Annotated in this window: 22 protein-coding genes; 12 read left to right on the top strand and 10 right to left on the bottom strand. The window is 64.7% G+C overall.

The window, feature by feature from the left end; all coding sequences use genetic code 11:
* Positions 1 to 6: 6 nt before the first annotated feature.
* Positions 7 to 1,194: a PilT/PilU family type 4a pilus ATPase gene (locus tag AC56LU_RS11780; protein WP_497175788.1), complete on the bottom strand. Its 1,188-nt coding sequence runs from the start codon at positions 1,192 to 1,194 to the stop codon at positions 7 to 9.
* Positions 1,195 to 1,343: 149 nt separating this feature from the next.
* Here AC56LU_RS11780 and AC56LU_RS11775 point away from each other — a divergent pair, with 149 nt between their 5' ends.
* Positions 1,344 to 2,285 carry a hydrogen peroxide-inducible genes activator gene (locus tag AC56LU_RS11775; RefSeq protein WP_497175787.1) on the top strand — a complete coding sequence of 314 codons (942 nt, stop codon included), beginning with the start codon at positions 1,344 to 1,346 and terminating at the stop codon, positions 2,283 to 2,285.
* Between the two features lie 132 nt (positions 2,286 to 2,417).
* Here the strand turns inward: AC56LU_RS11775 and AC56LU_RS11770 are convergent, their stop codons facing one another.
* Genes AC56LU_RS11770 through AC56LU_RS11760 form a run of 3 tightly spaced genes read right to left on the bottom strand, consistent with a single transcriptional unit; the run spans position 2,418 to position 5,085 of the window.
* Positions 2,418 to 2,900, bottom strand: coding sequence for a YaiI/YqxD family protein (locus AC56LU_RS11770; protein WP_497175786.1), 483 nt, complete (start codon positions 2,898 to 2,900; stop codon positions 2,418 to 2,420).
* A 56-nt stretch (positions 2,901 to 2,956) separates the two neighbouring features.
* Positions 2,957 to 3,538, bottom strand: coding sequence for a PEP-CTERM sorting domain-containing protein (locus AC56LU_RS11765; protein WP_497175785.1), 582 nt, complete (start codon positions 3,536 to 3,538; stop codon positions 2,957 to 2,959).
* A gap of 29 nt (positions 3,539 to 3,567) precedes the next feature.
* Positions 3,568 to 5,085, bottom strand: coding sequence for a PhoX family protein (locus AC56LU_RS11760; RefSeq protein WP_497175784.1), 1,518 nt, complete (start codon positions 5,083 to 5,085; stop codon positions 3,568 to 3,570).
* A 183-nt stretch (positions 5,086 to 5,268) separates the two neighbouring features.
* On the opposite strand from AC56LU_RS11760, the gene ubiA reads away from it, so the two are divergent.
* The 5 genes from ubiA to AC56LU_RS11735 all read left to right on the top strand — a co-directional run bounded on the left by ubiA (position 5,269) and on the right by AC56LU_RS11735 (position 9,456).
* A complete protein-coding gene (ubiA, locus tag AC56LU_RS11755) occupies positions 5,269 to 6,123 on the top strand; it encodes a 4-hydroxybenzoate octaprenyltransferase (protein WP_497175783.1) in 855 nt (284 codons plus the stop codon).
* A gap of 55 nt (positions 6,124 to 6,178) precedes the next feature.
* Complete coding sequence (locus AC56LU_RS11750) at positions 6,179 to 6,499, top strand: ElaB/YgaM/YqjD family protein (RefSeq protein ID WP_497175782.1); 321 nt, start codon at positions 6,179 to 6,181, stop codon at positions 6,497 to 6,499.
* 1 nt (position 6,500) lies between these two features.
* On the top strand, positions 6,501 to 6,878 hold the full coding sequence (locus AC56LU_RS11745) for a phage holin family protein (protein ID WP_497175781.1): 378 nt from the start codon (positions 6,501 to 6,503) through the stop codon (positions 6,876 to 6,878).
* Positions 6,868 to 7,170: a hypothetical protein gene (locus AC56LU_RS11740; protein ID WP_497175780.1), complete on the top strand. Its 303-nt coding sequence runs from the start codon at positions 6,868 to 6,870 to the stop codon at positions 7,168 to 7,170. The genes AC56LU_RS11745 and AC56LU_RS11740 overlap by 11 nt, the downstream gene beginning before the upstream one ends.
* Before the next feature lie 198 nt (positions 7,171 to 7,368).
* Complete coding sequence (locus tag AC56LU_RS11735; RefSeq protein WP_497175779.1) at positions 7,369 to 9,456, top strand: putative bifunctional diguanylate cyclase/phosphodiesterase; 2,088 nt, start codon at positions 7,369 to 7,371, stop codon at positions 9,454 to 9,456.
* Positions 9,457 to 9,477: 21 nt separating this feature from the next.
* On the opposite strand, the gene proC is transcribed toward AC56LU_RS11735, so the two are convergent.
* Positions 9,478 to 10,305 carry a pyrroline-5-carboxylate reductase gene (gene proC / locus AC56LU_RS11730; RefSeq protein WP_497175778.1) on the bottom strand — a complete coding sequence of 276 codons (828 nt, stop codon included), beginning with the start codon at positions 10,303 to 10,305 and terminating at the stop codon, positions 9,478 to 9,480.
* Between the two features lie 10 nt (positions 10,306 to 10,315).
* Positions 10,316 to 11,020 carry a YggS family pyridoxal phosphate-dependent enzyme gene (locus AC56LU_RS11725; protein ID WP_497175777.1) on the bottom strand — a complete coding sequence of 235 codons (705 nt, stop codon included), beginning with the start codon at positions 11,018 to 11,020 and terminating at the stop codon, positions 10,316 to 10,318.
* Between the two features lie 59 nt (positions 11,021 to 11,079).
* Here AC56LU_RS11725 and AC56LU_RS11720 point away from each other — a divergent pair, with 59 nt between their 5' ends.
* The 5 genes from AC56LU_RS11720 to AC56LU_RS11700 all read left to right on the top strand — a co-directional run bounded on the left by AC56LU_RS11720 (position 11,080) and on the right by AC56LU_RS11700 (position 16,790).
* Positions 11,080 to 12,123: a type IV pilus twitching motility protein PilT gene (locus AC56LU_RS11720; protein WP_497175776.1), complete on the top strand. Its 1,044-nt coding sequence runs from the start codon at positions 11,080 to 11,082 to the stop codon at positions 12,121 to 12,123.
* 7 nt (positions 12,124 to 12,130) lie between these two features.
* Positions 12,131 to 13,267, top strand: a complete 1,137-nt coding sequence (locus tag AC56LU_RS11715) for a PilT/PilU family type 4a pilus ATPase (protein ID WP_497175775.1) — start codon at positions 12,131 to 12,133, stop codon at positions 13,265 to 13,267.
* A gap of 94 nt (positions 13,268 to 13,361) precedes the next feature.
* Positions 13,362 to 14,321 carry a MerR family transcriptional regulator gene (locus AC56LU_RS11710; RefSeq protein ID WP_497175774.1) on the top strand — a complete coding sequence of 320 codons (960 nt, stop codon included), beginning with the start codon at positions 13,362 to 13,364 and terminating at the stop codon, positions 14,319 to 14,321.
* Between the two features lie 258 nt (positions 14,322 to 14,579).
* Positions 14,580 to 15,047 carry a chemotaxis protein CheW gene (locus AC56LU_RS11705; protein ID WP_497175773.1) on the top strand — a complete coding sequence of 156 codons (468 nt, stop codon included), beginning with the start codon at positions 14,580 to 14,582 and terminating at the stop codon, positions 15,045 to 15,047.
* Positions 15,048 to 15,074: 27 nt separating this feature from the next.
* The gene (locus AC56LU_RS11700; RefSeq protein ID WP_497175772.1) at positions 15,075 to 16,790 is read left to right on the top strand and encodes a methyl-accepting chemotaxis protein; all 1,716 of its coding nucleotides are present in this window, start codon (positions 15,075 to 15,077) and stop codon (positions 16,788 to 16,790) included.
* Between the two features lie 66 nt (positions 16,791 to 16,856).
* Here the strand turns inward: AC56LU_RS11700 and AC56LU_RS11695 are convergent, their stop codons facing one another.
* A complete protein-coding gene (locus AC56LU_RS11695; protein WP_497175771.1) occupies positions 16,857 to 17,543 on the bottom strand; it encodes a pentapeptide repeat-containing protein in 687 nt (228 codons plus the stop codon).
* A 75-nt stretch (positions 17,544 to 17,618) separates the two neighbouring features.
* Positions 17,619 to 19,949, bottom strand: a complete 2,331-nt coding sequence (locus tag AC56LU_RS11690; protein WP_497175770.1) for a TonB-dependent receptor domain-containing protein — start codon at positions 19,947 to 19,949, stop codon at positions 17,619 to 17,621.
* 160 nt (positions 19,950 to 20,109) lie between these two features.
* On the opposite strand from AC56LU_RS11690, the gene AC56LU_RS11685 reads away from it, so the two are divergent.
* On the top strand, positions 20,110 to 20,589 hold the full coding sequence (locus AC56LU_RS11685) for a glutathione peroxidase (RefSeq protein WP_497175769.1): 480 nt from the start codon (positions 20,110 to 20,112) through the stop codon (positions 20,587 to 20,589).
* Between the two features lie 134 nt (positions 20,590 to 20,723).
* Here the strand turns inward: AC56LU_RS11685 and AC56LU_RS11680 are convergent, their stop codons facing one another.
* Complete coding sequence (locus AC56LU_RS11680) at positions 20,724 to 22,763, bottom strand: glycoside hydrolase family 97 protein (protein ID WP_497175768.1); 2,040 nt, start codon at positions 22,761 to 22,763, stop codon at positions 20,724 to 20,726.
* A 107-nt stretch (positions 22,764 to 22,870) separates the two neighbouring features.
* Complete coding sequence (locus AC56LU_RS11675; RefSeq protein ID WP_497175767.1) at positions 22,871 to 23,185, bottom strand: hypothetical protein; 315 nt, start codon at positions 23,183 to 23,185, stop codon at positions 22,871 to 22,873.
* Positions 23,186 to 23,218 lie beyond the last annotated feature (33 nt).

The raw sequence follows: 23,218 nt of genomic DNA, 5'->3' as shown, positions 1-23,218 counted from the left end.
TTCTTCTTACGTGGTGGTGGGTGCGTCGTCTTCCGGTTCTTCCTCGATCTGCATCGACAGCGCGCTGGCCTTGCCGGCGCTGCCATCCGGACCCTTGCGCTCGCCCGACAGCTTGATCTGCAGGCGCAGGCCGTTGGCCGAGTCGGCGTTGCGGATCGCTTCGTCGTAGCCGATGAAGCCCTTGTTGTACAGCTCGTACAAGGCTCCGTCGAAGGTCATCATGCCCAGCTCGCGCGACTTGTGCATGATCTCCTTGATGTTCTGGAAGTTCCCCTTCAGGATCATCTCGCTGATGGTCGGCGTGTTGAGCAGGATCTCGATGGCCGCCTTGCGGCCCTTGCCATCCTCGGTACGGATCAGGCGCTGCGAGACCACCGCACGCAAATTGGACGACAGGTCCATCAAGAGCTGGTTGCGCCGTTCTTCCGGGAAGAAGTTGATGATGCGGTCGAGCGTCTGGTTGGCATTGTTCGCGTGCAAGGTTCCCAGGCACAGGTGGCCGGTCTCGGCAAAGGCGATCGCGTGCTCCATGGTCTCGGTGTCGCGGATCTCGCCGATCAGGATCACGTCCGGCGCCTGGCGCAGGGTGTTCTTCAGGGCGTTGTGCCAGGAATGGGTGTCGACACCGACCTCGCGGTGCGTGACCAGGCAGTTCTTGTTCTTGTGGACGTACTCGACCGGGTCTTCCACCGTGATGATGTGGCCATGCGAGTTGCTGTTGCGGTAGTCGATCATCGCCGCCAGCGTGGTGGACTTGCCGGAACCGGTGCCGCCGACCACCAGCACCAGCCCGCGCTTGGTCATGACGACGTCCTTCAGCACCTCGGGCAGGTCGAGCTTCTCGAAGTTCGGGATCTCGGAGGCGATCGTGCGCACCACCATGCCCACGCTCTGCTGCTGCACGAACACGTTGACGCGGAAGCGGCACACGCCGGGCAGCGAGATCGCGAAGTTGCACTCCATCTCGGCCTCGAATTCAGCGCGCTGGCGCTCGTTCATCAGCGACATGCTGAGGGCGCGCGTGACCTCGCCGGACAGGCGCTGCTGGCTCAGGGGCTTCATGGCGCCCTGGTGCTTCATGCTGGGCGGGAAATCGCTGGAGATGAACAGGTCGGAGCCGCCCTGGTGGTGCATCACCGTCAGCAGCTTGTGGATATAGGCCTGGGCTTCCGCCGGGCCGAAGGTCGACGACATGGAGTACCTCGTGAAAACACAGGCGGAAATCCTGTCCAGCAATTATATAGACTATGATTTCGACAGAATATGAAATCTTGGCTGACTAAATGCCAACATTGTGTCAGGATAAGCGTCAATACAGTCGTGGATCCTGGGACGGAAAGCCTATGACACTGACCGAGCTGAAATACATCGTCGCCGTTGCGCGCGCCAGGCACTTCGGCCATGCCGCCGAAGCCTGCTTCGTCGCCCAGCCCACCCTCTCCGTCGCCATCAAGAAGCTCGAGGACGAGCTCGGGGTGACGCTGTTCGAGCGCGGCGGCTCCGAGGTCTCGGTCACGCCGCTGGGCGCGCAGATCGTGGCCCAGGCCGAACGCGTGCTGGAGCAGACCGCCGCCATCAAGGAACTGGCCAAGCAGAACAAGGATCCGCTGGCCGGCCCCCTGCGGCTCGGCGTGATCTACACGATCGGCCCGTATCTTCTTCCTCCGCTGGTGAAGAAGCTGATCGACACCGTACCCCAGATGCCGCTGGTGCTGCAGGAGAACTACACCCACAAGCTGCTCGAACTGCTGCGCCAGGGCGAGCTCGACGCCGCCATCGTGGCGCTGCCGCTGCCGGAACACGGCATGTCGATGCAGACGCTGTACGACGAACCCTTCGTGGTGGCGATGCCGCGTTCGCACCCCTGGGCCAGGCGCCGCGACATCCCGGCCGACGACCTGAAGCTGGAAACCATGCTGCTGCTGGGGGCGGGCCACTGCTTCCGCGACCAGGTGCTGGAAGTGTGCCCGGAGATGGCGCGCTATTCGTCGCCAGGCAACGGCATGCAGCGCACCTTCGAAGGTTCCTCGCTGGAGACCATCCGCCACATGGTGGCGAGCGGGATCGGCCTGACCGTGCTGCCGCGCGCCTCGGTGGCCGACATGCACGACCCGAACGGCATGCTGACCTATGTGCCCTTCGCCCATCCGGCGCCCTCGCGCCGGGTGGTGCTGGTCTGGCGCAAGAGCTTCACCCGCCGCGCGGCGATCGACGCGGTGGCGCAGGCGGTCGGCGAGTGCCGCTTGCCGGGCGTGGAGATGATTTCCCTCGAAGCTGCCGCGTAGGGTGGGCGGCTCCACCCGGCAAGCTGCGTGGCCTACTGCCTGAGCGCCGCCCACGCGTTCAACCAGCGCGAGAACAGCCGTTGCGCCTGCTCATCGTGACTTGAACGCGTGGGCGGCGTTGAACGCCGTCGATTACTCCTGTCCCCCGGTGGAGCCGCCCACCCTGCGGGTGAGCGAACGGGCCAGCTGGCGGTCCAGCGCATTCGCAAAATTGCGGCTGTCGGCCTGGCTGAACGCGGCCGGCCCGCCGGTATCGACACCGCTGCCGCGCAGCTCTTCCATGAAGGCGCGCATGCTCAGCTGCTGGGCGATCGTGTCCCTGGTATACCAGTCGCCGCGCGGATTGAGCGGCAAGCCGCCCTTCTCCAGCACCTGCGCCGCCAGCGGAATGTCGCCGGTCACGACGATGTCGCCCGGGCTCACGCGCGCGACGATCTCGGCGTCGGCCACGTCCGGGCCGCTCGGTACCTGCAAGGCACGGATGAAACGCGAGCCGGGCACCCGGATCAGCTGGTTGGCCACGAGCGTGACCTCCAGCTGCAGGCGCTCGGCCACGCGAAAAAGGATGTCCTTGATAACCGCAGGACAGGCGTCGGCGTCGACCCAGATGTGCATGATAAAAAAAGAGCTTGTCGGTAAGAAGGCGATTGTACCGGCAAGCTCTTCCCCGCTCAGTCCTTCTTGCGGCGGCGTGCGGCGGCCATCAGGCCGATGCACAGCATCGGCAGCAGCAACGCGGCGGTCGAGGGTTCCGGCACGCTGGCGGTGATGCTGAAGCTGTCGCCGGCCTGCAGGCCGGTCGTGTCGAGCAGCCAGTCGGTCTGGCCCGGCATACCGAACACGTCGCCGAACTGGAACTCGGCGTATTCCGGGGTGCTGAAATTGATCACAGCGAGGCTGTCGTCCGCGTCGACCGCGCCCACGGTGCCGAAGGCCGGGGTGACGGTGCCGGCGCCGGCAAAGCGGATGCCCTGCAGGCGGAAGCTGAAGCGGTTCAGGTCGGCGCCGGCCAGGTTGCGCACCAGGGCGTCGAAGCTCAGCGGTCCTTGCAGGTCGCCGGCATCCAGCACGAAGTTCAGCGTGGTGCTGCTGAAATCCTGGAGGTCGAGGTTGAATGCCACCATGCCGGTGCCGCTGAAATCTTCGACAGGGTTCGCGCCGGAAGCGCTGGTCAGGACGACGGCGTTGGCGGCGCCGGACAATGCCAGCCCGGCGGCCAGGCACGCGGCGGCAAACAGTTTGTTCAGTTTCATGAGATTCTCCGTTTCGGTCAGGATCGTGCTTACAGCGGGCCCTTGGCCCAAGGGCCGGTGATCGCGAAGCTCACGCCCGGGGTCTGGATGTTGACGAACAGGTAGCGGCCGGTCGGGTCGAAGCAGGCGCCGGCGAATTCGTTGGCGCGGCGGTCACCGGCGAGCGAGACCAGCTTGCCCGCGTCCTGCAACTGGGCGCTGCTCAGGTTGATGTTGTTCTTGGCGAAGATGTAGGCGTCGCCCAGGCCGGTGAGGCCCATCAGGCGCTGGCCGAAGCCGAACTGGTCGGTGGCGGCGGTCGAGGCGTCTTCGCAGATCAGGATCGCATTGCGCGGGCTGACGGTCAGGTTGTCGCCCATATTGCCCACCAGGGCGCTCGGGCTCGAATAAATGCATTTCAAGACCTGCGTGGCCAGGTCGAGCTCCCAGATCGTGCCGCGCTGGACTGCGCCACCGGCGGTGTCCATCACGTACATCTTGCCCTGCGCGTACCAGATGCCTTCGCCGCGGTTCATGCGCGCGGCGCCCTGCACCCAGCCCTGCACGAAAGGACCGGCGGCGTTGCTGATGGCCACGCCGTTCAGGCCCGTCGCGTTGCCGCGGTTGGCGTCCGGATTGGCGATGTTCACCCACTCCAGTTCGACTTTCGCATCGACCGGCATGGTGGCCAGGTTGACGTTGTCGACGCCCTTGACCTTGGCCATCTGCAGCACGCCGCCCATGGCCAGGCTGCCCGGTGCGCCGGTCTTGACGTCCGGGACGTAGCGGTAGAAGCCCGACTTGCCCGACGAATCTTCGGTCTCGTACACGATGCCGGTGGCCGGGTCGACGGCGGCGGCTTCGTGCGCGAAGCGGCCCATGCCGATGATCGGCTGGCCGGTGGTGAGTGCCGGATTCGAATGCACCTCGAACACGTAACCGTGCTTCTTGCCCGCGGTGCTGACGGCATCCGAGCCGACTTCCTCGCAGGTGAGCCAGGTGCCCCAGGGCGTGATGCCGCCGGCGCAGTTGGTCGCGGTACCGCCCAGGCTCGGGGTCATGCTGACCCAGTTCCCGTCGCGGAACAGCAGGTTGGTGGTGCCGCCGCCGAACTTGTTGCTCGACGTGCCACTGGTGGTGCCGCTGTCGTAGACGGCGGGCGCGTCCAGGAAGCTGCCTGGCGAGGTTCCGCCGATCTCGTGGTTACGCACCAGCACCAGCTCGGTGCTGCGGCCGACCTTGCGCGACAGGACCACGCCCATGCCGTCATGGCCGCCCGGGCAGGTCTTGCCGTCGGTCATGAGGTCGCCGCGCCAGCCGAAGCTTTTATAGGTGAAGCCGGCCGGCAGCTGCAGCAGCGGCAGGCCGGTCGTGATGTCCATGGCCGGGGCGATCGGGCCGTAGGGGCTGTCGACCAGGGTGGTCGCGCCGTTGGCGGCCATGGCCTGCTGCGACTGCAGCGCGGCGAAAGCGCCCACGAAGGGCAGCGCGGTGGCGCCGGCCAGGCCCTTGAGCAGGTTGCGGCGAGTTGGGGAACTCATGTCGGGGGAGATGTCGTTGTCGGTCATGCTGTGCCTTTCCAATGCGGTGGTCGGAGGTGAATCTGATGCATTTAAACAAACAAACATGTCGTCTCCATGACAACAAAATGGCAACATTCCGCATCGGACGCGCGTCTCCGCCACTTCAGCCGACTGGCTGTAGAATCCCTGTCTTCTGCTCAACAGTTCTTGCCTGACAAGACGCGACTCATGAACAAGCTGGCGCTCTATTTCCGCCTGGTCCGTGCCGACAAACCCATCGGCATCCTCCTGCTACTGTGGCCGACCCTGTGGGCCCTGTGGATGGCATCGAACGGGGTGCCCGACATGACGGTGCTGGCGATCTTCGTGCTCGGCACCGCCCTGATGCGCTCCGCCGGCTGCGCCATCAACGACTACGCCGACCGCGACTTCGACAAGCACGTCAAGCGCACCGTCGATCGCCCGCTCACCAGCGGCAAGATCCGCGGCTGGGAAGCGGTGATGGTGGCGGCGGTGCTGTCGGCGCTCGCCTTCCTCCTGATTCTGCCGCTGAACCCGCTCACCAAGCAGCTGTCGGTGGCGGCCCTTGTCGTGGCCGGCACCTACCCCTACTTCAAGCGCTTCTTCGCCATCCCGCAGGCCTACCTCGGCATCGCATTCGGTTTCGGCATCCCGATGGCCTTCGCCGCCGTGCAGGGCACGGTGCCGGCGGTGGCCTGGTGGCTCCTGGTGGCGAACGTGTTCTGGGCGGTCGCCTACGACACCGAATACGCCATGGTCGACCGCGACGACGACCTCAAGATCGGCATCCGCACTTCGGCCATCACCTTTGGCCGCTTCGACGTGGCGGCCATCATGCTGTGCTACGGGCTGGCGCTGGCGATCGACCTGGTCTGCGGCTGGTACCTGGGCCTGCGCTGGTGGTTCGTGGGCGGCGTGGTGGTGGCGGCCGGCATCGCGCTCTACCACTACTCCCTGATCCGCCACCGCGACCGCATGGCCTGCTTCAAGGCATTCCGGCACAACAACTGGCTGGGCGCCGCACTGTTCAGCGGTGTCGCGCTCGACTATGCAATGAGGTAATATTGCACAAAAGGCATTCCCGCTCTTATCCCGTCCTTACTTAACGAGGCCCACCATGATGGAAAAGATCCCTACCCAAACCGGCACCCGCGACCAACTGATGTCCGACCTGAAAACCGTCATCCAGGACGCCGAGGCCTGGCTGCGCAACGGCGGCCACCTGACCGGTGACGAGCTCAAGGCCGCCAAGGCCAAGTTCGAGCAGACCCTCTCGGCCGCCAAGGAAAGCCTGGGCGACTACCAGCACACCGTTGTGGAAAAGACCAAGGAAGCGGCGCGCGTCACCGACGAGTACGTGCACGAGAATCCATGGAAGTCCGTGGGCCTGGGCGCCGCCGTCGGCGTCGTGATCGGCATGCTGATTTCGCGCCGCTAAGATGAGTATCACGGCGGGGCTCAAGCGAATCACGGCCAACCTGCTCGACCTGGCGCGCACGCGTCTCGAGCTGGCTGCGATCGAACTCCAGGAAGGCGCGCACCGCCTGATCGGCTACCTCGCCTGGGCCCTCGCGGCCGCGGTGCTGGGGCTGTTCACGCTGGGCCTCGTCATCCTGTTCGTGCTGGTGCTGTTCTGGGACACCCACCGCCTGGCGGCCGTGGGCGGCATGGCTGTCCTGTTCGGACTGGGAACCGCCTTCGCGGCGATGAAGCTGCGCGCCGGCCTGGCCGCGCGTCCGCCGATGCTGCCGGCGACCCTGGCGGAACTGCGCAAGGACGCCGAGGCGCTGAAGGGAGAACCGGCAGATGGCTACTAAATCCGCAGACCTGGCCGCCCGCCGCGAGGCGCTGGTGGCCAGGTGCGCCGACCAGCGCACGCTGGTGGCGCACGAAGTGGCGATGCTGGGCTCGCCGCAGACGCTGGGCCTGATTCCGGCCTATGCAGCACGGCACCAGAAGGCGGCGCTGATCGTGGCCGGCGTGGCAGCCGGTCTGTTCATCACCAAGCCGAAATGGGCGGTGGGGAGCGTGACGGCGGTGGTGTCGGCGTACAAGCTGGTGCAGAGGCTGCTGCCTGTGCTCAGGTGGAAGGGCTTCGAGGTCCACTGACACGCCGCCGGCCGGTTGACAGTCGTGTGAAACACCCTATACTCGGTCGTTCCAGCGCCGCCGGCCCGGTCGGTGGCGATCTACGCTGCTCGCACCGGTCGCCGCAACGTTCGCCGAGATGCGTCCGTCAGTGGCTCGGTTTGCCGGCGCCAGCCGGCCCGGACCGCGACAGCCGTGCGAACGACAGCCGGAGGCACCGTGCCCAGCCGAGTCCTCATCATTTCCTCCAGTCCGGACGATATCCGCACCCTGAAGCATGCCTTGGGCAATGCCCATGACGGCCCCTTCGAGGTGGAGAGCGTGGCTACCCTGGCGCAGGGCGTGGATCGAATCCAGCGGGGCGAGATCGATGCGATCCTGCTGGAGCTGGCGCTGCCGGACTGCCAGGGCCTGGCCTGCTTCGATCGATGTTACCAAGCAGCACGCCACATCCCGATCCTGACACTTTGCGCCCTCGACAACGAGAACGATGCCAAGGAGGCGGTCCAGCGCGGCGCCCAGGGGTGGCTGTCGAAGGGTTACTTCGACAATAACCTGGTGCCTCAGTCCTTGCGCAACATTATCGAGCGCATGAAGGTGGAGCAGGGTTTGTATGTCGCCCGGGCCCGTGCGGAAATCACGCTCAACTCGATCGGCGATGCCGTGATCTCCGTCGATATGCATGGCCGCACCGATTACCTGAATGTCTCGGCGGAACTGCTCACCGGATGGCCGCGGGAAGAGGCATGCGGGCGCCCCATCGCGGAAGTACTCAACATCGTCGACGGCATCACGGGGCGCCCGATTCTCAATCCGATTGAATATGTGCTGGAAAGCGATCATGCCCTCGGTTTTACCGGTGAGGCCATCCTTGTCGGCCGGCATGGCAAGCGCATCCCGGTTGAAGATTCGGCCACACCCATCCACGATCTGGATGGTCGGCTCGTCGGCGCCGTGATCGTCTTCCGCGACATCTCCGACACCGTCGCGCTGACGTCGAAAATGCGGCACCAGGCCCAGCACGATTTCCTCACCAACCTGCCCAACCGCGTCCTGCTGAACGACCGCATCACCCAGGCCATTGCGTCGACCAGACGCAGCGATACCAGGCCGGTGCTGTTGTTCCTGGACCTGGACAAGTTCAAGCACATCAACGACTCCCTGGGGCACGCCGTCGGCGCCCAGTTGCTGCAAGCGGTGTCGGAGCGCCTGCTCCATTGCGTGCGCACGTCCGACACGGTCAGCCGCCACGGCGGCGATGAGTTCGTGATCCTGCTGGCCGACGAACGGCGGCCGCAAGACGCGGCGCTGGCGGCGGACAAGATCCTGCATGCGCTGTCGACGCCTTTCCTGATCGACGGCCAGGAGCTGCATACCTCGACCAGTATCGGCATCAGCGTCTTTCCATCCGACGGAACGAATGCCGCTGTCCTGATCAAGAATGCCGACACCGCGATGTACCACGCCAAGGAGCGCGGGCGCAATAATTATCAATTCTTCCGCCATGACATGAACACCCGCGCCATGGAACGACAACTGATTGAAAGCAATCTTCGTCGGGCGCTCGAACGCCGCGAATTCAGGCTGCATTACCAGCCCAAGGTGGACCTGGAAACCGGCCGCATCACCGGCGTCGAAGCCCTGCTGCGCTGGGAGCATCCGGAATGGGGACTGGTGTTGCCCGAGCGTTTCATCGTGATTGCCGAGGAATGTGGCTTGATCGTTCCGATCGGGCGCTGGGTACTGGAAGAAGCCTGCGCGCAGGCAGTGCTTTGGCAAGGCAGGGGCATATCGCCGGTGTCGATCGCCGTCAACGTCTCGGCCGTGGAATTTCGTCATCGGGATTTTCTGGAGCACGCGATTGCCGTCCTCGGCGCAAGCGGCGTGGACCCGACCTGCCTGCAGCTCGAACTGACCGAAAGCGTGTTGATGCGCGATGTCGCCACCAGCGCCGCCCTGCTGGGCAGGTTCAAGGCCATGGGCGTGCAGATTGCCGTGGACGACTTTGGCACAGGCTATTCGAGCCTGAGCTACCTGAACCAGTTTCCGATCGACGTGCTCAAGATCGACCAGTCGTTCGTCAAGGCGATCAATGCGGGGGCGGAAACCAACGGGGTCATCGTCAGCGCCGTGATCGGCATGGGCAAGCACCTGCACCAGCGTGTCATCGCCGAAGGCGTCGAGAACGAAGGGCAGCTTGCATTTCTCAAGGCCCACCAATGCAACGAGGGCCAGGGCTACCTGTTCAGCCGTCCGCTCGATGCAGCCCGGATGCAGCTGATGCTCCACACCGGCGTATGCGCGTAATGTCCTGCATGAGCGCGCCAGTCAGTCTTTTCCGAGCTCTTCGCCCAACGCGCGCCCGCGCGCAGCTGCCGCCTTCATCGCTGCGACGATCGCTTCCTTCACGCCCGCCTGCTCCATGCTGGTGATCGCCGCATGCGTCGTGCCGCCTTTCGACGTGACGCGCTGGCGCAGCACTTCCACCGGGTCACCTGATTGCGCCGCCAGTTGCGCGGCGCCGGTAAAGGTGGCCAGCGCCAACTGCCTGCCCTGCTCCGCATCCAGCCCCATTTCCTGCGCCGCCTGCTGCATCGCTTCCAGGAAGTAGAAGACATAAGCCGGGCCGCTGCCCGATACCGCCGTCACCGGGTCAATCTGGCTCTCGTCTTTCAGCCACACGGTCTGGCCAACCGCGCGCATTACCTTGTCGGCGGCCGAGCGCTGGGTATCGTCGACGTCGGCGCCGGCCACCATGCCGGTGATGCCCATGGCGATCAGGGCCGGCGTGTTCGGCATCGAGCGCACGATGCGGCTGTAGCCGCCCAGCCAGCGCGACAGGTCGGCGATGCGGATGCCGGCCGCGATCGACAGCAGCAGCGGCTGTGCGCCCAACAGGGGCTTGAGGCTGGCTGCGACCTCGCGCATCTGCTGCGGCTTCACCGCCAGCACCACGACATCCGCGGCGCCCACCTGCACGTCGATGGATGCCGCCGTGCTGACGCCGTACTGGCTTGCCAGGCGCTCGAGCGCTTCGGTATTCGGGTCCACCACGTGCAGGCTGCCGTCGCCGCGAGTCTGGCTAATCCTTTGGCCGGCCAGGCCGGCAACGAGGGCCGTGGCCATGTTGCCGCCGCCAATGAATGCGATCTTCATGTTTTCCTTTTTATAACTCGTAATGGCGGGCGCCGAAAATGGCGCTGCCGATGCGGACGATGGTCGCGCCTTCCGCAATGGCCGATGTCAGGTCGCCCGACATGCCCATCGACAGGGTGTCCAGCGGCAGGCCGCCGGCACGCAGCTTGTCGAACAGGGCGCGCAAGCGCGCGAACGCGGCGCGCTGCTCGGCCGGCTCGCTGCTCGCTTCAGGGATCGCCATCAGCCCGCGCAGGCGCAGATTGGGCAGCGCGGCGACCTGGCGCGCCAGTTCCGGCAGCTCCCCTTCGCTGACGCCGCTCTTGCTCGCTTCGCCGCTGATGTTCACCTGCAGGCAGATGTCGAGCGGGCCGAGCTCGGGCGGACGCTGTTCGGACAGGCGCTGGGCGATCTTGAGGCGCTCCACCGTATGCACCCAGTTGAAACCGGCCGCGATCGGCCGCGTCTTGTTGCTCTGGATCGGGCCGATGAAATGCCAGGCCACAGCGGTATCCGGTTGCAGGCGCGCCACTTCCTGCATCTTGTCGAGCGCTTCTTGCAGATAGTTTTCGCCGAAGGCGCGCTGCCCCGCAGCCATCGCTTCGACCACCGCTTCCGCAGGGAAGGTCTTGGAAACGGCCAGCAACTGAACCTCGTTTCTCGCCCTTCCGCTCGATGCGCAGGCAGTCCCGATTGTCGCTTCGACAGCTTGCAAGTTGGCAGCGATTATGGACATAATGGTTTTCTATAGGAAATATTTAGGGTGCTTCGCGCACGCCACAGGATTATATATAAATGGACATCTCGGAACTGCTTGCCTTCTCGGTCAAGAACAAGGCCTCGGACCTGCACCTCTCGGCCGGCCTGCCGCCGATGATCCGCGTGCACGGCGACGTGCGCCGCATTAACCTGCCGCCGCTGGAGCACAAGGACGTGCACGGCATGATCTATGACATCATGAACGACGGCCAGCGCAAGCAGTACGAAGAAGTGCTGGAGTGCGACTTCTCGTTCGCGATTCCCGGCCTGGCGCGCTTCCGCGTGAATGCCTTCAACCAGGAGCGCGGCGCCTCCGCGGTGCTGCGTACCATTCCGTCCAAGATCCTGTCGCTGGAAGAGCTGAACGCGCCGAAGATCTTCAGCGAGCTGGCCCTGAAGCCGCGCGGCCTGGTGCTGGTCACCGGCCCCACCGGCTCGGGCAAGTCGACCACGCTGGCGGCGATGGTGAACCACCTTAACGAGAACGAATACGGTCATATCCTCACCATCGAGGACCCGATCGAATTCGTGCACGACTCCAAGAAGTGCCTGATCAACCAGCGCGAAGTCGGCCCGCACACCCTGTCCTTCAACAACGCGCTGCGCTCGGCGCTGCGCGAAGACCCGGACTGCATCCTGGTGGGCGAGCTGCGCGACCTGGAAACCATCCGGCTGGCGCTGTCGGCGGCGGAGACCGGCCACCTGGTGTTCGGCACCCTGCATACTTCCTCTGCCGCCAAGACCATCGACCGTATCGTCGACGTCTTCCCCGCCGAGGAAAAAGAGATGGTGCGCGCGATGCTGTCGGAATCGCTGCAGGCGGTCATCTCGCAGACCCTGCTCAAGACCAAGGACGGCGCGGGCCGCGTGGCCGCGCACGAGATCATGATCGGCACCCCGGCGATCCGCAACCTGATCCGCGAAGCGAAGATCGCGCAGATGTACTCGAGCATCCAGACCGGCAGCAATGTCGGCATGCAGACGCTCGACCAGAACCTGACCGACCTGGTGCGCCGCAACGTGATCAGCAGCGCCGCCGCCCGCTCGGCTGCCAAGATCCCCGAAAACTTCCCGGGTTAAGGACATCATGGAACGCGACCAGGCATCCAAGTTCATGTTCGACCTGCTGCGCCTGATGACCAGCAAGGGCGGTTCGGACCTGTTCATCACGGCCGGCTTCCCGCCGGCGATCAAGATCGACGGCAAGATGACGCCGGTGTCGAGCCAGCCGCTCACCGGCACCCACACGGCCGACCTGGCGCGCGCCATCATGAACGACAAGCAGGCCGCCGGTTTCGAGCTGAGCAAGGAATCGAATTTCGCCATCAGCCCGGGCGACCTGGGACGCTTCCGCGTCTCGGCCTTCATGCAGATGGGCTGCGTCGGCATGGTGCTGCGCGTGATCACCACCACCATCCCGAAATTCGAAGACCTCGACCTGCCGGAGACCCTGAAGGACGTGATCATGACCAAGCGCGGCCTGGTCATCATGGTCGGCGCCACCGGTTCGGGTAAATCGACCACGCTGGCGGCAATGGTCGGCTACCGCAACGAGAACAGCTACGGCCACATCATCACCATCGAGGATCCGGTGGAGTTCGTGCACCCGCACCGCAACTGCGTGATCACCCAGCGTGAAGTGGGCGTCGACACCGACAGCTTCGAGGCGGCGCTGAAGAATTCGCTGCGCCAGGCGCCGGATGTGATCCAGATCGGCGAGATCCGCGACCGCGAAACCATGGAACACGCGATCGCCTTTGCCGAGACCGGCCACCTGTGCCTGGCCACCCTGCACGCCAACAGCGCCAACCAGGCACTGGACCGCATCATCAACTTCTTCCCCGAAGAGCGCCGCCAGCAACTGCTGATGGACCTGTCGCTCAACATGAAGGGCCTGATCTCGCAGCGCCTGATCCCGAAGAAGGAAGCCAAGGGCCGGGTGGTGGCGATGGAGATCCTGCTGAACTCCCCGCTCATCTCCGACCTGATCTTCAAGGGCGACGTCCACGAGATCAAGGAGATCATGAAGAAGTCGCGCGAACTGGGCATGCAGACTTTCGACCAGGCCCTGTTCGACCTGTACGAGGCGGACAAGATCTCGTATGAAGACGCGCTGCGCAATGCGGACTCGGTGAACGACCTGCGCCTGAACATCAAGCTCAACAGCAAGCACGCGAAGAACCGCGATTTTTCGAGCGGGATGGATCACCTCGGGATCGTCTGAGCCCGAGGCCGGCGACGGGACGGCGTGGCCGTGCGCCACCGCCGTCCCGTTTGCATTATTGTGGCCCTTTCTAAAGGAAGAGCCCTGCTTGAGCATGCCGGACAATCCAGGCCTCGATGCGGACCTGCTGCCGATCACCGAGGTCGAGCGCCAGACTGGCATCCGCCAGGCCACCTTCCGCATGTGGGAAAAGCGTTATGGGTTTCCGCAACCCCTGCGCGACCGCCACGGCAACCGGGTCTATCCGTCGAGCCAGGTGGCGCGCCTGCATGCGGTGCGGCGCCTGATTGACCAGGGCGCACGGCCCGGCAAGATCTTTTCAGGGGCCATGGCGGAGCTGGTCCACGACAAGGCGGGCGAGCGCTTCGCCCAGCCGGGTGCCGGGTGCAACGAAGCGTTCAGACGCATTCTCGCCATGCTGCGCGCTTACCGCCTCGGCGAGCTGCATGGCTTGTTCCAGCATCGGTTGCTGGAAATGGGACTGCGCCGCTTCGTCGTCGAGTTCCTGGCGCCACTCTCGGCCGAGGTCGGCCTGGCATGGTGCCGCGGCGACCTGCCTGTGCGGTGCGAACATCTCTATGCCCAGGTCGCCATGTCGGTCTTGCACGCCAGGCAGGCGGCGGTGCGCGCTTCCGGCGATGGGCGTCCCAAGATTGTGCTGGCAACGCTGACCGGAGAGGGCCATGTGCTCGGCATCATGATGGTCGAAGCCGTGCTGGTCTCGCTTGGCATGGATTGCATCCAGCTCGGCGCGGAAGCGCCGCCGCACGAAGTGGCCGCAGCAGCCCACGAAACCAGCGCCGGCATCGTCGCGCTGTCCTTCAGTTCCTACTTTCCTCGCAAGAGCATGGCCCGCATGGTTGCCGCACTGCGCTGCGCGCTGCCGCAGGAGACTTGCCTGTGGGTGGGTGGCGAAGGCGCCCGCGGTCTGACCGTCCCGGGCCCGGGGGTCGAAGTCTTCGACACGCTGGAAGCAATCGATGCCGCCCTGGCGCGCCGGCATTTGCCGGACGAAAACGCAATGCCGTTACCTGCCCGGCACAAGGAATACTAAGCTGCCATCGTTTCGTTGCGCAGAAGAAACACAGCACTGCAGTAAATTGAAAAGACGTGTTTTCACTTTGTGCTACACAAACATCTCCCCCAGCACCGTCATGGTGGATCCTTGTGCTCCATCTGTATTACACAAAGCGAATAATCCCCTTCATTGAGCACGCAGCTCATTAATATTGACGCTTGGCACTATAAAAACCCACTGATATTGTCCTTCTGGTGAGGGGGCACATCGCCCGCTTTTTTCAGAGCAAGGACCATGACTATCAAAGAAACGACGCTGGAAGCGCTCGCTTTCAGGCTGGGAGATGAGGAGTACGGCGTGGACATCCTCAAGGTGCAGGAAATCCGCGAACACCAGCCGGTGACCCGGATCGCGAATGCGGCCGATTTCGTCCAGGGTGTCGTCAACCTGCGCGGCATCATCGTGCCGATCGTCGACCTACGCCAGCGCTTTCACCTGGCGTCTTCATGCACGGAGCAAGTAAGCGTCGTTATCGTGCTTAACATTGGCAGCCGTGTCATCGGGATGGTGGTCGACAGTGTCTCCGACGTGGTTCGCCTCGGACCTGGAGACATCCGTCCGGCCCCGCAAATGGGTAGCGCCTTCGACAGCGATGTCTTGCTCGGCCTTGGCACCATCGAGGGCCGCATGCTGATCTTGCTCGATATCGAGCGCCTGCTCTCCTCGAACGAACTTGGCCTGGTCGAACGCCTCGCCGCCTGAACCAACTGACAGAACCTGGAACTTATAATGCTTAACCGAATGAAAGTCGGCACGCGCCTGATCACGGGCTTCCTTGCCCTGGCCCTGCTCGGTGCCATCGTGGCCGCCATCGGCATCTACAACATGTCCCGCATCAACGACGCCACCGACGTGCTGTATGAACGCGAGCTGCTCGGTGTTTCTTATGTCAAAGAAGCCAACATCAACCTGATCTATATCGGCCGGGCCCTCCGTTCCGGCATGCTGGCCTCCGCCGACAAGGACCGCCAGAGTGCGTTCACCGCGATCGACACCGCGCGCACCCAGTTGAAAATGAACCTCGACAAGGCACGCCCGCTGTTCGTCACCGCGACCGGCAAGCGCATGTTTGCCGAGCTCGACCAGCACTTGCGCGGCTACGACAGCCACGTCGCCGAGGCGGTCAGGCTGGCACGCGCCGATACCCTGCAAGAGACCCGCAGTTCGGTCGACTATCTGTTCGTCACCCTGGCGCCAGTGGCGAACGAGGTCGACAACCGCCTGACCGAACTGACCCGCCAGAAAGAGCAGAATGCCAGCAGCGCCGCCAGTGACGCGACCGTGCTCTACGAGTCCAGCCGCGCCCTGATGCTCATGCTGGTACTAGGCAGCGCCGCCGCCGGCATCGGCCTCGGCGTCCTGATCACCCGCAGCCTGACGCGCCAGCTGGGCGGCGAGCCGGCCTATGCCGGCGAGATTGCCGGCCGCATCGCCGCAGGCGACCTGAGCGTCGACGTGGCCCTGCGCCGGGGCGACACCACCAGCCTGCTGTTCGCGATGAAGTCGATGCGCGACAGCCTGGCCCGCATCGTCGGCGAAGTGCGCAGCGGCACCGACGCCATCGCCTCTGCGTCCGGCCAGATCGCCACCGGCAACCTCGACCTCTCGGCGCGCACCGAGGAGCAGGCCAGCTCGCTCGAAGAGACGGCATCGTCGATGGAGGAACTGACCTCGACCGTCCAGCAGAACGCCGACAATGCACGCCAGGCCAACGGCCTGGCGACCACGGCGTCGGAAGTGGCGGAGCGTGGCGGCATGGTGGTTTCCAAGGTGGTCGACACCATGGCTTCGATCAATGACTCCTCGAGGAAGATCGTCGACATCATTGGCGTCATCGACAGCATCGCTTTCCAGACCAACATCCTGGCGCTGAACGCCGCCGTCGAGGCGGCGCGCGCCGGCGAACAGGGCCGCGGCTTCGCGGTGGTGGCCTCGGAAGTGCGCACCCTGGCGCAGCGTTCGGCGGCGGCGGCCAAGGAAATCAAGCAGCTGATCGACGACTCGGTGGGCAAGGTCGATGCCGGCGCCCGCCTGGTCGACCAGGCCGGCGACACGATGGACGAAATCGTTGCCAGCGTGCGCCGCGTGACCGACATCATGGGTGAGATCAGCTCGGCCAGCGTGGAACAGACCTCGGGCATCGAGCAGATCAACATGGCGATCAGCCAGATGGATCAGGTCACCCAGCAGAACGCCTCGCTGGTGGAAGAAGCGGCGGCGGCGGCCGAGTCGCTGCAGGACCAGGCCGGCAAGCTGGCCGGCCTGGTGTCGGTGTTCAAGCTGGATGCACAGGCGCAAACGGCGGCCGCGCCGGCCGCACGGGCCAAGCCTGCGACGCGCCTGGCAGCCCCCGCCAAGCCTCCCGCCCGTCCAGCTGCAAGTTCGGCTGCACGTCCGGCGCCACGCGCGGCGGCCGTGCGCGAGGAAGAATGGGAAAGCTTCTGAGCGAGGACGGGGCGGCCACTACGCCGGCCGCCTTCCAAACCCACTTCGCGTAGCGCCGGTTCTCGCTCACGCCACGTTCAATCCCATCGCCCGCACCATCTCGGCCGCCTGGCGCGCCGAGATGGTCGCCCCCGCGAACTGCTTTGCATTCAGCAGTCCCATTCCTCCCAGGTCGACCTCGCGCAGGTCGGCGCCCTCGAAGCGCGTATCCTTGATGTGTGCTTCGCGCAGGCTGCCTCCTTCGAACATCGCCTCGCGGAAGTCGCAGCCCGACAGGTCGGCGCCCGCGAAATCCAGGCCCTTGAGCCGCGCCTTGCGGAAGGACATGCGGCGCAGGTCGGCGCCGACCAGCAGCGTGTCTTCGAAGCTCAAGGCCAGGTGACTGGTGTCTTCGAACTGGGCGCCGGTCAGCTTGCAGTTGCGGAAAGAAGCAGACGCCAGGCGCGCGCGGCGCCAGCTGCTGTTGTTCAGGTCGGAGGATTCGAAGAGCGCGTCGACCAGGTCGGCGGATTCGAAATCGGCATGGCCGGCGCGGCAGCGTTGCCAGCGCGTGCGTGCCAGTTTCGCCGCGTAGAACGAGGTCTCGAGCAGCAGGCAGTTGCGGAACACGCTGTCCTGCAGGTCGAGGCGCGACAGGTCGGCGCCGGACAGATCGCAGTCTTCGAACACCAGCAGGTGTCCGGCGGAGAGCACGTGTTCGATCGCGGCGCGCGTAGGCGCGTCGCCGCTGAAGGTGGTGGTCTGGCGGGTCATGTGAGGCGCAACGGGGTTGGGCCGGACAGCATACACGCCCGGCGCCTGCTCCACATCCCCCTTTGAAGCGTTGCTCTAGCCCGGACCGCCCGGACCGCGGCCACCGCCCCCAGGACCACCGAACATCATCGGGCGACGCTGACCGCCAGGGCCGCTGAAGCCGCCGAAGCGGTAGTTCAGGCCAATGGAAGCAGTTCGGCCATTGCCGTAGCGCAGGCTGTACTCGCGCAGGCGGTCGGTCTCGGTGATCGTCTCCGTTTTCTGCGAATCGAACAGATCGTTGATGTTGACGACCAGGCTCAGCGCCGGGGTCACGTTGTGGCGGTAGGTGAAGTCGGCCGTACGCTGGGGCTGGCGGTAGCCTTCACCAAACAGGGTCTTGCCTCGGGCGTCCACGGAAAGCTGGAAGCTGTTGGCCGAGTTTGGCTTATACTCCACGCGCCCACGCAGGTTGACCGAGGTGGCGCTGCGCTTATCGTCGGCGGCGCGGCCCAGCACGGTCTGCTCCGAATAATTGACGTTGCCGTTGAGGTTGAGCGTCAGCTCCGGCGTGGCGCGGCCACTGAAGTTGAATTCCAGGCCGCCTGAACGGGCAGTGCCGGCGTTCTCGCGCGTGGTCAGGAGCACGTCGTTGGCCAGCAGGATGCGCCGCTCATTGATCAGGTCGCTTTCGTTGCGCATGAACAGGCGCACGGTAGTGTTGACCTTGCCCAGCTTGGTCTCGACGCCGAGTTCGAGCGAATCGGTACTGGATGGCTGAAGGTCCGGGTTACCCGAGGAGATGTTCAGCTCGTCGCGGTAGATCACGAAAGGGTTCAGTTCGTTCTGGCCCGGACGGCGAATGCGGCGCGCATAGCTCAGGCGTAGCGTGGTGTCGTCCGACAGGCCGTAGGTGACAAAGGCGCTCGGGATCGCATCGAAATAGTGGTTGCTCGCGCGCACGCCGGTGGTGACCTGGTTCATGTCGAGGTCCGCGTACTCCCCGCGCAGACCGCCCAGCACGCCCCAGTTCTCGTTGACGCGCCACTGGTAGGTGCCATACAGCGCGTAGGTCATGTCGGTCAGTTCGAAGCGGTTGGTGCGCGTGGTATTGGGGCGCTCGGTGCCACAGCATGGGTCGACGTCGAAGTAGGCGTTGTCGAAGCTGCTGCTGTTGCGCGCCACTTTATAGCCCAGCTTCAGCACACCGCGCTCGCCCGGCAGCTCGTAGTCGCCGGTGAAATCGGCAATCCGGGTATCGGTCAGGTTGGCTTGGCGGTCGCCGACGGTGCGCACGCTGGCCGGGCGCACGGTGTATGCGCTGGAATTGCGTGAGGCAATGTCGGCGTCGGCGCCGGACAGACGCAGGTCCAGCTTGAAGATCTCACCTGGTTCGTCGCCCTTGTGGTCGAGTCGCGCATTCAGTCCATAGTTGCGGTTCTTCGCCTCGCTCAGGCCACGGCGCAGATATTCATTGTCGACGGTGCCGGCTGCCGTCGTGCTGCGGTAGCGTTGCGACGATTCGCCCTCGCGCGAATTCTCAATGTAATTCAGGCCGGCGCCCACTACGTCCTTGTCGCCGAGGTTGTAGGTCACCTGGCCGTTCATGCCGGTCGCTTCGTTGCGGTTGACGCCGCTGGTCTCCTGATCACTGCGTGCGATCGAGCCGGTCACCGGATCGATGCGATCGCGGCGGTTGTCGCTGGTCCATTCATCCTTCCTCTCGTTCCGGAACAAGCCGCCCTGCACAGTGTAGCGGCCCTGCGTCCAGCTGCCGAAGGCGTTCGTGCCGTAACGGCCCTCGGTGCCGCGGTTCGCGTTCAGGCTCAGGAAACCGCCGGGACTGCGTTCGCGCCGCATCACCAGATTGATGACCGATCCGCCGCCGCCTTCGTTGCCGAACTGCGCACCCGGATTGTTGATGACTTCCACCGAGTCCAGGTCGGCTGCCGGTATCGCACTGATTGCGGCGGCGCGGTTATCGCCCTGCATCATCGCCGACGGCTTGCCGTCCACCAGGATCTGCACGTTGCGGCCGCGCAGCGTGACGTTGCCGTCCGCATCGACGGCGACCGAGGGTACCTTGTTCAGGGTGTCGGCCACGGTGTCGACGGAGGTGGCCGGGTCGGCCTTGACATCGTAGCTCTGGCGGTCGATACGGTTCATGGTGCGGACTGCGCTGACGGTCACGGTGGCCTCGACGGCCGGGGCCTGGACGGGTGCCGGCGTCTGCGCCGTTGCCTGCGCCTGTGCCTGCACCGGCGCCGCCGCCGGCTTCGCCGCTTCCTGCTTCGGCTGCTCATGCACGGCCGGCGCCTGCTGCGCGCTGGCCGCGAACGGGACCAGCAGCGTGCCGGCGACGAGGTGCGCGATCAGGGTGCGGCGCGGGTGGCGCGAGTGGCTTGCGGTGTGCGGAGTGGTAGGCATGAAGGGAGCTCGACAGTATGGGGCGAGCGGGATTGTCGCATGCAAGCTTCTTGACGTTTGTAACAAAAGATAACAAGCACCGAGTTGATCGTTTGACGCATGCATACGTATTGCGTCGGCATGACATACACTTTCAGTTTCACACCGGAGGAAAGACGACATGAACGTATTCGATTTCAGCGCGGCCACGCTCGACGGCAAGCCGATCGACCTGGCCGACTACCGCGGCAAGGTGCTCCTGATCGTCAACACCGCCAGCGCCTGCGGCTTCACGCCGCAGTACAAGGGACTGGAAGAGCTGCATCGCCAGTACGGCGAACGCGGCTTGGCGGTGCTGGGCTTCCCCTGCAACCAGTTTGGCAAGCAGGAACCAGGCACGGAAGCCGAGATCGGCGCCTTCTGCGAAAAGAACTACGGCGTAAGCTTCCCGATGTTCTCCAAGGTCGAGGTCAACGGCGACGAGGCGCACCCGCTGTTCAAGCACCTGAAGGGCGAAAAGCCGGGTGTGCTCGGCACCGAGGCCATCAAGTGGAACTTCACCAAGTTCCTGGTGGGGCGCGACGGTGAGGTGGTCAAGCGCTATGCGCCGCAGACGGCGCCGGAGGAAATCGCCGGGGATATCGAGAAGCTGCTGGGATAATCGGCAGCCGATCGCAGTTGTAGGGTGGGCGGGTCTCCCGCCCACGCGTTCAACCGGCTTCAAGATCATCCGGTCGCGAACTTCACCCGATAACTATCACCGCCTGGGCAGGAGACCTGCCCACCCTACGAAAATCATGGCTGCGGCGTAAAACGGATCGCCTGCCCGCCTCCCGGCGCAAGGCGCAGCTGCAGCGTATCCGCCGCGGTCACGGTCTTCGTCTCCGTCACCAGGTCGAAGCGTCGCTCGCTGCGGTAATCGGCGCGATCGCCGTCGCGATAGATCTCGGCGGTATAGCGCTTGCCCTTGTCGAGGAAATCGAGCGGCAGCGGCAGCGTGCGCGCTTCGCCATCGGTGACGGCGCCCACGTACCAGCCGTCGCCCGCGCGGTCCTTGCGCGCGATGGTGGCGTACTGCCCCACTTCGCCGTTGATCACACGGGTATCCGCCCAGTCGGTCGGCACGTCGCGGATGAACTTGAACGCGGCCGGGTACTTCTCGTAGTTCTCCGGCAGGTCGGCCGCCATCTGGATCGGCGAATAGATGACGACAAAATTCGCCAGCTGCTTGGCCTGGGTCGAGTTGAAGACCTTGCCGTCCGCGCCCACCAGGCTCAGGACGCCCGGGGTGTAATCCATCGGGCCGCTCAGCATGCGCGTAAACATCAGCTTGGCCTCGTGGTCGACGCTGTTGGGCGGATTGCCCCAGGCGTTGTACTCGACGCCGCGCGCGCCTTCACGCGTGAGCCAGTTCGGATAGGTGCGGCGCAGGCCGGTGTCCTTCACCGGTTCGTGGGTGTCGATCGACAGCTTGTACTTCGCCGCCTCGGTGACGGCTTTCAGGAAGTGATTCACGCCTTCCTGCGAATCGTAATGACCATAGCGCGGCTTGCCGTCGCGGCCGGTGAACAATGCGCTGCCCGCTTCGTGCACATAGCCAGACTTGATGCTGTCCACGCCCAGCTTTGCATACAGCTTGTACGCCGCATCCATCTGCTTTTCGTAGGCCACGATGTTGGCGCCGGTCTCGTGGTGGCCGATCAGGCGCACGCCCTTGGTCTTCGCGTAGGCGGCCAGGCCGGGCAGGTCGAAGTCGGGATACGGCTGGGTGAAGCTGAAGTCGGCGCCGCCATGGCCCCAGTCGCTTTCCCAGCCCTTGTTCCAGCCCTCGACCAGCACGCCGCGGAAGCCATTCTTCGCCGCGAAGTCGATGTACTTTTTCGTATTGGCGGTGGTGGCCGCGTGCTTCGGGCCGGCGTTCCAGGTGCCGCTTTGCAGGTGCATCTGCCACCAGACGCCGACGAACTTCGAAGGCTTCACCCAGGACACGTCGCCCAGCTTGTTCGGTTCGTTCAGGTTGAGGATCAGGTCCGACATGTAGAGGCCGGCCGCCTTGTCCGCGATCTGCAGCGTGCGCCATGGCGTGGCGAAGGCGCCCTTGCGCACCACGGCCGGGCCGCTCGGGGACGGCGCCAGCATGGCGCGCAGCTTCTGGCCATCGACCTTGCGCAGCCACATGGAGGCGTAGTCGACCAGCGCCGCTTCGTGGAAGGCGATGTGGGTGCCATCATCCAGGCGTAAGGTGAGCGGCGTGTTGGCGATGCCGATCTCCTTGAGCGGCGCCTTGCGGATCTCTTCTTCGAGTCCCGGCAGTTCGGCGGCCGGGATCCACCAGGCAGTAGCCGGCTGGGCCACCGTGAACTCGGTCAGTTCGTCCGTGATCTGGACTTCCTTCAGCTGCGGCTGGGCCGGGAATTCATAGCGGAAGCCGACGCCGTCGTCATAGATACGGAATACCACCGTGAGCTGGCGGCCGGCGCGGTTCTTCTGCTCCAGCTCCACGCGCAGCTCGCGGTAACGGTTGCGCACGAAGCGACGCTCGCCCCAGGGCTGCTCCCAGGTGCTGTCGTGCTCACTGACGGCTTGCCGGCGCAGGCTGAAGCCGCCGTCGAGCTTGTGCGCATTGGCCAGGTTGAAGCCGAGGCGCGAGGGCGTAATGATGTCCTTGCCCTTGCGCTTGACGCCGTAGGCCAGCTTGCCCATGCCGTCGAGCTGCACTTGCACGCTCAGCACGTCGCCTGGAGAGGTGGCACTGGCGATGAGCTGTTGCGCCCATGCCGGCAAGGCCAGCAGGCAGGATGCGGCCGCGAGGGCGGCGAAACGGTGGATGCGCATGGAGTCTCCTTGTCGTTATACGCGCCTACGTAGGAAAACTACTCCTCGTACGGATGATTACCATATAGTAAGACAAAAAGATGTAACTCGACTACCAGAACACGGAATCAGCGGGTCTGGATCCAGGCGGCGCCGTGCGTGATGCAGGCGCGGTTGACGTTTTCCAGAAAGCGGATGGCCTCGCCCTGCGAGACGCCGGGCGGCATCAAGCCAGCCAGCGAGCTGTCTTCCGTGACGCGGTCGAGGCCATAGGAAATCGCCCGCGAGACGTCGCGCGCGCGCCTGCCGTCGCTGTTGTAGAGCGCATCGTAGACGCCGGCTTCTTCCCATACGGGCACCAGGCCGGGGGTGGTGGAATCCTGGAAGACGACCATCGGCGGCAGGCCTTCGTCGTCGCGGATGAGCTGGAAAATGAAACTCACGATCGTTCCTCAGGTTGCAAGGGCGCGATGCTA

Source organism: Telluria sp. PB2R4, from assembly GCF_059685695.1.
This window is presented reverse-complemented; position numbering and strand designations above follow the sequence as displayed.